Annotated in this window: 15 protein-coding genes; 13 read left to right on the top strand and 2 right to left on the bottom strand. The window is 62.6% G+C overall.

Features of this window, described 5'->3' with window-relative positions:
- Positions 1-93 precede the first annotated feature (93 nt).
- Both L858_RS0118755 and L858_RS0118750 read right to left on the bottom strand, forming a co-directional pair.
- Positions 94-1,260 carry a tyrosine-type recombinase/integrase gene (locus L858_RS0118755; RefSeq protein WP_022684604.1) on the bottom strand — a complete coding sequence of 389 codons (1,167 nt, stop codon included), beginning with the start codon at positions 1,258-1,260 and terminating at the stop codon, positions 94-96.
- Positions 1,238-1,843, bottom strand: a complete 606-nt coding sequence (locus tag L858_RS0118750; protein WP_022684603.1) for a hypothetical protein — start codon at positions 1,841-1,843, stop codon at positions 1,238-1,240. The genes L858_RS0118755 and L858_RS0118750 overlap by 23 nt, the downstream gene beginning before the upstream one ends.
- A 105-nt stretch (positions 1,844-1,948) precedes the next feature.
- On the opposite strand from L858_RS0118750, the gene L858_RS0118745 reads away from it, so the two are divergent.
- From L858_RS0118745 to L858_RS0118685, 13 genes are all read left to right on the top strand, one after another.
- The gene (locus L858_RS0118745) at positions 1,949-2,143 is read left to right on the top strand and encodes a helix-turn-helix domain-containing protein (protein WP_028056288.1); all 195 of its coding nucleotides are present in this window, start codon (positions 1,949-1,951) and stop codon (positions 2,141-2,143) included.
- Between the two features lie 2 nt (positions 2,144-2,145).
- Positions 2,146-2,586, top strand: coding sequence for an HK97 gp10 family phage protein (locus L858_RS21110; protein WP_022684601.1), 441 nt, complete (start codon positions 2,146-2,148; stop codon positions 2,584-2,586).
- Positions 2,583-2,786 (top strand): hypothetical protein, encoded by a 204-nt coding sequence (locus L858_RS0118735; protein WP_022684600.1) that lies wholly within the window; start codon positions 2,583-2,585, stop codon positions 2,784-2,786. Before L858_RS21110 ends, L858_RS0118735 begins: the two co-directional genes overlap by 4 nt.
- A 65-nt stretch (positions 2,787-2,851) precedes the next feature.
- Positions 2,852-3,109: a hypothetical protein gene (locus tag L858_RS20750; RefSeq protein ID WP_152639880.1), complete on the top strand. Its 258-nt coding sequence runs from the start codon at positions 2,852-2,854 to the stop codon at positions 3,107-3,109.
- Positions 3,106-3,516, top strand: a complete 411-nt coding sequence (locus L858_RS21105; protein ID WP_022684598.1) for a hypothetical protein — start codon at positions 3,106-3,108, stop codon at positions 3,514-3,516. Before L858_RS20750 ends, L858_RS21105 begins: the two co-directional genes overlap by 4 nt.
- Positions 3,516-4,355, top strand: a complete 840-nt coding sequence (locus tag L858_RS21100) for a helix-turn-helix domain-containing protein (RefSeq protein ID WP_022684597.1) — start codon at positions 3,516-3,518, stop codon at positions 4,353-4,355. Before L858_RS21105 ends, L858_RS21100 begins: the two co-directional genes overlap by 1 nt.
- 207 nt (positions 4,356-4,562) lie before the next feature.
- Entirely contained in the window at positions 4,563-4,937 is a 375-nt protein-coding gene (locus L858_RS0118715) for a hypothetical protein (protein WP_022684596.1), read from the top strand.
- A gap of 101 nt (positions 4,938-5,038) precedes the next feature.
- Complete coding sequence (locus L858_RS0118710; RefSeq protein ID WP_022684595.1) at positions 5,039-6,550, top strand: terminase large subunit domain-containing protein; 1,512 nt, start codon at positions 5,039-5,041, stop codon at positions 6,548-6,550.
- A complete protein-coding gene (locus tag L858_RS0118705; RefSeq protein ID WP_022684594.1) occupies positions 6,541-6,849 on the top strand; it encodes an HNH endonuclease in 309 nt (102 codons plus the stop codon). Before L858_RS0118710 ends, L858_RS0118705 begins: the two co-directional genes overlap by 10 nt.
- Entirely contained in the window at positions 6,842-8,110 is a 1,269-nt protein-coding gene (locus L858_RS0118700; RefSeq protein WP_022684593.1) for a phage major capsid protein, read from the top strand. The genes L858_RS0118705 and L858_RS0118700 overlap by 8 nt, the downstream gene beginning before the upstream one ends.
- Positions 8,110-8,718, top strand: coding sequence for an HK97 family phage prohead protease (locus tag L858_RS0118695; protein ID WP_022684592.1), 609 nt, complete (start codon positions 8,110-8,112; stop codon positions 8,716-8,718). Before L858_RS0118700 ends, L858_RS0118695 begins: the two co-directional genes overlap by 1 nt.
- On the top strand, positions 8,715-9,245 hold the full coding sequence (locus tag L858_RS0118690) for a hypothetical protein (protein WP_022684591.1): 531 nt from the start codon (positions 8,715-8,717) through the stop codon (positions 9,243-9,245). The genes L858_RS0118695 and L858_RS0118690 overlap by 4 nt, the downstream gene beginning before the upstream one ends.
- A complete protein-coding gene (locus L858_RS0118685) occupies positions 9,233-10,294 on the top strand; it encodes a phage portal family protein (protein ID WP_022684590.1) in 1,062 nt (353 codons plus the stop codon). The genes L858_RS0118690 and L858_RS0118685 overlap by 13 nt, the downstream gene beginning before the upstream one ends.
- Positions 10,295-10,624 lie beyond the last annotated feature (330 nt).

Raw genomic sequence — 10,624 nt, 5'->3', positions numbered from 1 at the left:
CGACACGCGGATTATGATTCCGCTGGAAAGGCACGCTTTTCAGCCGTTTTCCTGCCTCATGTTGCATCCATGTTGCAAGCCTAAATCCGGCCCTCACATTTCCAGTATTTCCGCGCCCGCCGCCGCGATCAGGTCGGCATCCCCGCCAGCATCGACAATCAGGTGCCCATAGGTGTCGATCGTGAGTTGGATATTCTCATGACCAATCCAGATTTGCAGGCGCTTGAGGTCGATCCGCTGGGCAATCCAGCCGGACGCGGCGGCATGGCGCAGGGCGTGGAAGCCATAGCGCCCGGTGAGCACGGGCTGGCCCTCCTGATCCATCACGGGCTTGTCCTTGGCGTCGAGCTTGGGGCGCGTGACGCCCGCCCGCACCTGTAGGGGAATGAACTTCCGCCTGAGCATGTTCTGGTGAAGCTGTGGCGTGCCTGTCGTGGTCGGAAAGACGAGATCGAGCGTCGAGTTGGGGCAGCGCAGCTTCCACGCCTTCAGGACGGTCACAAGGGCAGGGGAGATCGGCACGGTGCGGAAACCTGCCGCGCTCTTGGGCGGTCCAATCTCGCCCCACTGGTCGGCGCGCTGGCTGACGCTGATGGTCGCCTTCTTCAAATTCACATCGGCCCACCGCAGCCCCCGCAACTCGGACGAGCGCAGGCCGGTGAGGATCGCTGTCATGATGAGCGGCTTTTCGTCGTCGGTGGCTGCCGTGAGCAGGGCCTTGAGTTCCTGCTTGGTGGGAATCTCGATCTTGGCTTTCTCGCGCCCCTGACGAACGACCTTCACGCCCTTGGCGACATTCTGCGCGACCAGCCCCCGGCGCTGCGCCTCTGCCAGCACCATGGAGAGAGCCCGAACGGCCTTGCCGGCCATGGCACGCGACCGGGTTGCTATCAGGTCGTCCCGATATTGTTCGACCATCGGCATGGTGAGGCGGGAGAGCTTCACGCTGCCGATCAGCGGGCTGATGTGCAGCCGCTCCAGTTCCTTATACTGCTTGACCGTCGATCGCTCCCGATCTTCCGCCTCGGCCTTTTCGATCCATAGCTCGGCAGCCTTCTTGACCGTCACGGATGCGCTGTCGGGCGTGTGGACGCCTTGGCTCACCTGCCACGCGGCACCTACCAGCCATGCCTCAGCATCCTTCTTGCGGGCAAAGGACTTTGCGCGGCGCTTGCCGGCCTGGTCGCGGTAATCGACAAGCCAGGCCGTCTTTTCGGACCCGTCAGGGGCGTTCCAGCTACGTTTGCGGATGCTGGTCATGGTTTATCAACTCAACGATAGAATCCGCGATGCTCTCTCCGATATTCAGCCCTTCTTTTGTAGCGCCTCCGTAGATGCTGAGGATGAGCACGTGAAGGCTAACTATAGAAAGCCGTTCAAATGGAGAAAGCTTGTTAGCTAAAAGGCGGGAAAGCTCAGTGTGACCAATCACTATTGCAGATTGTCGATAGTCGTCATGCTGATCTTCTTCCCGCTCCGCCCGCAGATTTTCTAGGGATGAATGGTGTACAACCAAGAAGTACTCCATTTTCTTGTCGCTGTTCGCTAGATTTATGGCTTTCACGGTGTAGCGAACAATATCACTCTCGTTCGCTTGGCAAATGCCCGTGGCCTTTTCAGGTGACATGCCAATCTCAATCAGTTGCAGAGCCACCGCCAGCATCATCAGTTCACGGAATCCGTAGGCGGCGGCTTTCCCCTTCCCAGTGTTTATGCCGGAGGGAAAGCCGAGACGCTGAAGATGCTTCAATCGCGCCCGAAACGCTGAAGAATGGACAGGTGCGATCCTGTGGACCGACTCAAGAATCGACGACACCTGTGCGAATGAAAACTTGATTCCCATGTGGTCCGTATGAAAGGAAGTGAAACATTTGTCTATTGACTGCATTGATCGCTCGGAGTTAAGAGATAAATGCAACATTTATCTTCAAGCAAGGAGCAGATGAAAATGCTGTCACAAGACCTCCTCTCAGGTGCTCGCGCGGCCTCCGAATTTACCGGAGGGATCATCAGCGAGCGGAACATCTACGCCATGGTGGAGCGCGGCCAACTGCCGGTGATCCGCAAAGGCAAGCGCCTCTATTTCCGCAAGAGCGAGCTTGAAGCAGCCTTTCGCTCGGACGCTGCGCACGGGGAAGCCTGATTATGGGCGGTTTTGCAGACCAGCTCAAAGCCTTCTCGGAAAAGGCAAAGGCGCAGGCCGATGACGTGGTGAAGCGCGTTGTCGAAAAGGTCGCCGCGGAACTGGACGAGCGTTCGCCTGTCGGGGATGGTGCCTATTGGGTGTCGCCGCCGCCAGCGGGATATGTCGGGGGGCATTTCCGCGCCAACTGGCAGTTGGGCATCGGCTCGCGACCTACAGGCGAGATCGCAGGCGTTGATCCCACCGGATCGGAAACGCTGGGGCGCATCACCGCCGCCATCCCCGAGCAGGCGACAGGCAAGGTTTATTACCTCGTCAACAACACCCCTTATTCGCGGCTCATCGAGGACGGCTGGAGCAAGCAGGCGCCCCAAGGCATCGTCGGCCTTACTCGCATCGCCTTCCCTGAGATCGTCAAGCAGGCGGTGGAGGAAAGCAAATGACTGAGCGCATCATCGAAATAACCCATGAACCCTTCACGGCGAATTTTGACGTGAAGATCGTCCCGCCCGTCCCCGGTGAAGTGCTGGGCGCTGAGTTCCCGACGCACAAGCAGGCTCGGGGCTGGGCATCGGGCCTGCGTCTGACGCACGGCTGGCGGATCGTGGACCGGACCTGTCTCGGTGATGGGATCGGCAAGTGAAGAAAGGCGGTCGAGGTGACGGGTGGAGCCGTCATCCCCGACCTGTTCAAAATGGAGCATACCAAATGAACCGCACTGTTGTAGCACTCTTGAAACAGTCTGTCGCCTCTGATGCGCGGGCAAACTATCGCCCCGACACGCTCGACGCCTTCCCCCTCCTGGCGCGCATCGAAGCGCACATCATCGCGCGGGGCACGTCCCCGACCGTGTTCGGGCGCAAAGTCGTCAATGACCCCTCTTTCGTGTTCGAGTTGCGCAAGGGCCGGCGCGTCACCAGCCGCACCGCCAAGCGCGTGGAAGCCTACTTGGCGAAGGGGGCATGAGCATGAAGGTAATCGATCATCCCTCGCGCCAGCCGGCGCCCCCTGCGGCAATCTCCCGGGTGCTGGCGACGTTCGGGCGCGACCAGCTTGCAGGCTTCATCGAAGTAGCCATCGGTCTGCTCGACCTTGCGGACGGCGATGCTGATCTGGAGGCAAACGGCGACGAGCTTGACGGGTCATTGGCCGAGGACGACTTTGCCGATCACAGCGCCTATATGCCCGGTCCCGGGTGCCCCATCAGCGATCCGGACGTCGGCGTCGATGACCAAGGCGAAGCCATAGACGAGCGCGAGCCTGAGCACGACACCATCCCGCTTTATGGGATGGACCAGAGCGAAGGGCCGATCAATCAGCGTGAAGTGCTGCGAGCGCATCTGCGTGCGGAATGTGTGGAGGTGCGCACCTAATGGCAGGAGGCGCCAAGAACACAAGGCGGGGGCATGAACCCCGCCATATCCGCCTCTACCATTCCATGACTGGCTGCGCGGCTTGGCGCGATCTGTCGGGCAACGCGGTTAAGCTGCTGGTCGCCATGATGCGGCTGGAGCACGGCAACAATAACGGCGACCTGTTCATGTCCGCCCGTCATGCTGCCGAGCTGATCGATGTCTCAAAGAACACGGCGCACAAGCTGCTGGTCGAACTGGAGGAGCATGGCTTCATCAGACCAGTCGATCGCGGCTTCTTTCAGGTGAAGGGTGGGCCGGCAACATCATGGCGCCTGACGTGGTTGCCGTGGCCTGGGCACGGTGGCCCGACACGCGAATTTGAGAAGTGGGAGCCGAGTGGAAACAAAACGCGGTCCCAAAAATTGATCGCTGCGGTACCAGAAATTGGGACACTCAAGGAAACATCGCCCGTCACGGTATCAAAAATTGGTACCGCATCGACGGAAACAAGCCATTTTTCCGACCGTGGGGGTGTATCAATAATTGGTACACAAACAGTTAGCCATGGGCGTAGCGCAAATCATGGCACTGTCAGCACTGGAAACACGGGTGAGCCTTTCGGCGTCGTGCTGCCTGACGACCTGATCGAAACAGAGATCAGAATGAAATTGAAAACCCTTCTGCAGGCCAGCCCTGCGGGAACGCAGTCACGGCTTGCCGAGGCTGCACGGATACCGGGCGGCACGCTGTCCAAGTTCCTGAACGATGGCAAGGCGCTGTCGAGTGCGCATCGGGTGCGGCTGCAACTCAAGATGGCTGAACTGGAAAAATCGGCGGGCGCCTCGCGCGCTGCGTGAAAGAAGAATGCGAGCGAATAGGCCCTAAAAAATCGGGCGCCGCTTGTGTCCGATCTGTGCCGTGTTCATCATCAAGGATGAACCGCACCGATAAGCGCATTACTGTATAAATACCTACAGTCGCGCGCCGTGCTTATTACTACACTGAATTGCATTTAATTACATGATCATAGGCGGATAGTGTTTGTTGCTCAACAATAACTCTGCTTGTATTATGTTCACATGGGCGGGGCATTTCATGCGTTTTCAGCGCGGATACTTGATAAGCACGGCAGCGACGTGGTTTTGTCGCGCACGGTTGTTGGCGGCTATGATCCCGCGACCGGCACGACCACGAGCACGACGCTGAGCGAGACGCTCAAGTTCATTGCCACGGCTGCTGAGACTGATCTGATCGCCGCCAGCTTGATACACGCCGATGATCTCGTTGGCGTGTTGCAGCCCCCCGGTGAAGCGTTGGACCGCCCACAACCCAACGACACAATCGCAGCCGGGGGGCTGACCTACACCATTCTGTCGGTGCGACCGGTGCAGCGCGTGATCGGGGACGCTGTGCATTTCGTCGTGCAGGCTCGGGCATGAGCAAGGCCGCTGATCTGGTCCCAATGCCGCCCGATGGGGGGGAGGGTGCGCACGCGGAGCGGGGCTGTCGGACTCTCTCTCCCAAAAATTCCGGGGAAGGAATGACCCCTGAGACGGTCATCGAATACCTGCAAACCCTGCTGGTGCCCGAGGGTCCGAAGGCTGGCGAGCCTCTCCAGTTGGCGGAATATCAGCGTCAGTTCATTCGCGGGGCAATGGCGCCGGGCGTCATGGTCGGCGTGCTTTCGATCGGGCGCGGCAATGCCAAGACGGCGCTCGCGGCGGGCATCGCGCTCGGCAGCGTCATGGGCGTGTGGGATACTCAGCCCCGGCGCGAGATACTGATCGCCGCGCGCAACCGCGACCAGGCCAAGACGGCGTTCCAATTCGTGGTCGGCTTCATCGACGGCCTGCCCGAAGCGGAGCAAGAGCTATTCATCATCCGGCGCGGCTCGAAACTGGAAGTCGAATATAGCGAGCGCGGCGGCGGGCTGATCCGGGTTATTCCGGCTGACGGCAAATCCATCCTTGGCGGTGCGCCCACGCTGGCGATCCTTGACGAGCGGGCGGCATGGGAGCGCGACAAGGGCGACAATCTGGAGAACGCCATCCTTTCGGGCCTCGGCAAGCGCGACGGCAAGGCGCTCATCATCAGCACCTCCGCACCGGACGACGCCAACACCTTCTCGCGCTGGCTGGATGAGCCGCCCCCCGGTTCCTATGTGCAGGAGCATCGCCCGCCCTTCGGCCTTCCGGCTGATGATCTGGATTCGCTGCTGGTCGCCAATCCCGGCGCGCGTGAAGGCATCGGCGCCTCGCCTGACTGGCTGGTCGCGCAGGCACGGCGGGCCATCGCTCGCGGCGGCTCGGCCCTCTCCAGCTTCCGCAACCTCAACCGCAATGAGCGCGTGTCGAGCGAAGATCGTTCGGTGCTGGTCACGGTGGACGAGTGGCTGAGTGCCGAAGTCTCGCCCGACGAACTGCCGGCGCGCGAAGGCCCCTGCATCCTTGGCGTTGACCTGGGCGGCTCCCGCTCGATGAGCGCGGCGGCTTGCTACTGGCCTGAGACGGGACGCCTAGAAGCGCTGGGCACCTTCTCCACATCGCCCACCCTTGCCGATCGCGGCGCGTCCGATGGCGTGTCGGGCCGCTATGTCGAAATGCAGGAGCGCGGGGAACTGTTCACGCTGGGCGAGGCGACCGTGCCCCCCGGCCCATGGATAGCCGAGATCGTGCGTAGGCTCGATGGCATCACCCCGGCTTGCATCGTGGGCGATCGGTTCCGCCATGCTGAGTTTGTCGAAGCGCTGGCGAAGGCCAATGTGCGCGCTCCCTTCATCTGGCGCGGCTTCGGCTGGAAGGATGGCGCGGAGGATATTGAGCGGTTCCGGCGTGCGCTGTTCGACGGGCATGTGAAGGTGGTTCCCTCGCTGCTGCTGCGCTCGGCCTTCGCGGAGGCGATCACGCTGGTTGATCCTGCCGGCAATCACAAGCTCGCCAAGGCGCGCTCGCTGGGGCGCATCGACGCGGCGGCGGCTGCGGTGCTGGCGATAGCCGAGGGAGCGCGGCGCATCGCATCGCCTGCCCGAAAGGCACGGTTCGCATGGGCATGAGATACCCGCGCGCAGGATCCGCAATCTACCGGACCGAACAATGGAAAGCCGTCCGGTTGCAGGCCAAGCGGCGCGACGGGTGGAAGTGCGTCCAGTGCGAAGCGAAGGGCCGCATCGAAGTCGACCATATCAAGCCGATCCGCGACGGCGGCGCCCCCTACGACCTCCAGAATCTCCAATGCCTCTGCGTCCAGTGCCACTCCCGCAAGACGCGGGTGGAGGTGGGATTGGCCGAAATGAGTCCCGCCCGAGCAGCGTGGAAAAACCTCCTAACAGGAATGGAAAAGACCAATGCTTGAATCGACAAAGATCACCCGCCGCCAGTCGGAAATCCGTCAGGCACTCGCCGCTCTGGTCGGCAAGGCTTCGCCCACTGAGGACGAAACCCGCTCGATGGAAACGCTCGACGCGGAATATCGCACGAACGAAACCCGCTACCGGGCCGCGCTGGTTGCCGAGGATGGCGAGCGCCGCGAAGCCGGGGCCGAACTGGAAACCCGCTCTGACCGCGAATTTGCCGAACTGGTCGCCGGTTTCGAGATGCGCCAGGTCGTGCTTGCGCTCGATGAAGGCCGCGCCCTGTCGGGCCGGACTGCCGAAGTCGTGCAGGAGCTTCGCAGCGCTGGCGGCTATCGCGGCGTGCCCGTCCCGCTGATGGCGCTGGAAGTGCGCGCGGGTGAGACGGTCGCGTCGGGCACTCCTGACCCGATTGTGACCCGTCCTATCATCGATCGCCTGTTTCCCGCCTCGGTCGCCGCGCAGATGGGTGCGCAGCTTATCACGGTCGGATCGGGTGCGGTGGAATGGCCGGTGACGACCTCTGCCGTGACGGCAGGCTGGGCCAATGGCGAAACCGCCAACGTCGCAGGCCCGACGACCTACGCCACGACCGACAAGGCTTTGAAGCCTGAGCAGCACCTGGGCATCCATATGCGGATCACCCGCAAGTCGCTGCTGCAATCGGGCGATGCGCTGGAGCAGGCCATTCGTCGCGATATGAACGGCACCATGGCCGCCGAACTGGACAAGGCGATTTTCCTTGGCACCGGATCGAGCGGGCAGCCGCTGGGCGTCATTCCTGGCGTGGCGACCTACGGCATCGCCTCCACCGATGCGGCGGACCTCGCTTCCTGGGGCGCCCTGCGTGCTGCTGTCGTGCGCTTCATGACCGCCAACGCGGCAACCGGCCCCGGCGCGGTCAAGGCGCTGGTGCGCCCGGAACTGTGGGATGCGATGGACGACATCGAGGCGTTCACGGGCACAGGCATCACCGAATGGGATCGGTTCGTGAAGAATATCCCGGCACCGGTGATGACGACCAATGCGCTCGCCGCACCCTCGGGCACGCCTGCCGAGACGCAGGTTCTGCTTTCGACCAGCGCAGGCGGCGTGGCACCGATCTTCGTTGGCCTGTGGGGCGCTGTGGACCTGATCCGCGATCCCTTCACCGATGCACAATCGGGCGGGCTTCGCCTGACGGCCCTGACCACGGCAGACGTGACGGTCGCGCGCGGGACGCAGCTTGAGCTTGTGACCGGCCTTGAGCTGGAAGCCGCATAATGACGGCCCCCGTCTTTGATGGGGGGCTGGAGCTTCGGGCGGCGGGTGATGGCACTCGCCGCCTCAAGGGGCGCTTCCCCTACAAGAAAAGGGCTGTGCTGGATTCAGGCGGCAACGGGCGCAGGCCGAAGAAGGAGGAATTTGCCCCCAAGGCTTTCTCCTTCGCGGTGGACGATCCCGAGCGCGACATTCACCTGCTGATCGGTCATTCGTTCGACAAGCCGCTGGCGTCCAAGAAGGCGGGCACGCTGATCCTTGATGACACCGACGCGGCGCTGGACTTCACCGCCATCCTGACGCCCGACATTCAGCGCACGTCATGGGCGATGGACTTCATGGCGGCTTTCGCTGCCGGCCTCATTGGCGGGATCAGCCCGGGCTTTCGCGTGGCGCCTCCCGAGGCGGTCGCGAATCCCGAGGAAACGACCGAGGAAGACCCGTCGCTCGGCAACGCGCTCATTCGCACGATCTTTGCGGCGGTGCTGTTCGAGCTGAGCATGGTGACGCGCCCTGCCTATGACGAGACGGAAGCGGACCTGCGGCACTTCCAATTCGATCCGGTGCCCCGCAACGGCATCATCCATCCCCTGAACAGGTGGAGACTATGAACCTCAATCTGCGGCAAACCGAAGGCGCGCCCGAAGCCTATCCAGAAGTGGAGGGCGTGACGGGCGATGACCTCGCCGTCGCGTGGATGCGCGTCGAGCACTACACCAAGGTGCGCTTCACGGCGCGGGAGGTTGAATGGATCGTCCAGGGCGAAACCGGGTGCGTCTGGTATCCTCCGCTCGGCCCCGTGCTCAGCATCGAAGGCGAGATCATGGAGAGCGGCGTGACCTTCTCGCCCACGCCCTGCAGCATCGGCTATCACCTGCCTAACGGCGTTGTGAAGCTGACAGCAAGCGTCGGCGCGGGTCCAGTCCCGCAAATCGTCACAATAGCGGTCAAGCGGCTGGCAGCCTATTTCGCGGCGGAAGTTTCGGCGCCCGCTGGTGTCCGCTCCCATTCGCTGAGCGTTGGCGACATGAGCGAGAGCACGAGCTTCTCCCCGGATCGGATTGCCCGAGCCATGCAGGAGAGCGGCGCGGCTGATCTTCTGCGCGCCTACCGGAGTGCCACGCCATGGCTTTCCTGAGCCGCCTTTGGGGCAAGCGCGAAACCCGCTCGGCACCGGGCACGGGCTACACGTCGCAAATCATGGCGGCGCGGCAAGCCTATGTCTCGGGCCGCTCGGGCCTTGGCGAATTAACCGCGGCTGTTCAGACCTGCGTGTCGCTGTGGGAGTCGGGCCTGTCGCTGGCTGACGTGCAGGGCACGGACCTCTTGACCCGGTTCGATATGGGCATAACGGCGCGGGCGTTGGCCCTGCGCGGGGAAGCGGTTTTCCTGATCCGCGATCAGCTGATCCCGATTATCGATTGGGACTTGAGCACCCGCGACGGCATCCCGCGCGCCTATCGCGTGTCGGTGCCCGAGATCGGCGGCGGGCGCAATGAAACCGTGCTGGCTGCCGAGGTGCTGCATTTCCGCCTTGCTCCTGATCCCGGCACGCCTTGGGCTGGGCAGGCACCCTTGCGGCGCTCGCAACTGACTGCCGGCCTGCTGCACACGCTGGAGACAGCGCTGAGCGAGGTTTACGAGAACGCGCCCTTGGGTAGCCAGGTGGTGCCATTCCCCGAGAGCCAGGACGTGGACCTTGAGGTTTTGGGACATGGCTTCCGTGGTCGGCGCGGGCGCGTCATGCTCCGCGAATCGGTCAATGTCACGGCAGCCGGTGGACCAGCCCCGGCGCAGGACTGGCGCCCTCAGAATGTGACGCCCGATCTGCAAGGCAGCCAGGCCGTGCTATCGCTGGCTGAGTCCCGCAATGCCATCTTCGCCGCCTTCGGTGTCCTGCCCGCGCTGTTCGCCGCGAACGCGCAAGGGCCGCTGGTGAGGGAAGCGCAACGCCATTTGGCGCAATGGGTGCTCCAGCCCTTGGCGCAGCTCATTGCCGAGGAAGCTACGCTCAAGCTGGCGAGCACGGTCATGATCGATGTTGTGCGGCCGGCGCAGGCGTTCGACGCGGGCGGCAGGGCGCGGGCCTTCGGCGCGATGGTGCAGGCGATGGCGCAGGCAAAGGATGCGGGCCTTGATCCTCAGAAGATCGAGGACGCGCTGAGCTTCATTGATTGGGCGGATTGACGAGAAAGGAAGGGTGCTCCTGCGGCTGATGTTGCGCGAAGCATCCCCGTTAGTCGGTAGTGGGTAAACTCCGACATGGTGCGGCCCTACGGTGAGCGTGGGCGCGCACTGAGTGGCCGGGGGTTTGGCGTATCGCTCCCGGCCATTTTCACGCCATCTCATGTTGCATCCATGTTGCATGGAGCTGCCGATAGCCTGATGAAAATGGCGGAAAACCGGGGAAAACGACGCAACACCGATGCAACATGAAAACGACCCGATTTGATCGGCCGCGCCGCATTTTGTGCCGTAATTTCAGGGGGTTGTGATGGTAGCGGAGGAGGGACTTGA

Source organism: Sphingobium bisphenolivorans (assembly GCF_000412635.1).
GTDB classification, from domain to species: Bacteria; Pseudomonadota; Alphaproteobacteria; order Sphingomonadales; family Sphingomonadaceae; genus Sphingobium; species Sphingobium bisphenolivorans.
The sequence above is the reverse complement of the archived record's forward strand: the minus strand, read 5'-3'. Positions and strand labels throughout refer to the sequence as shown.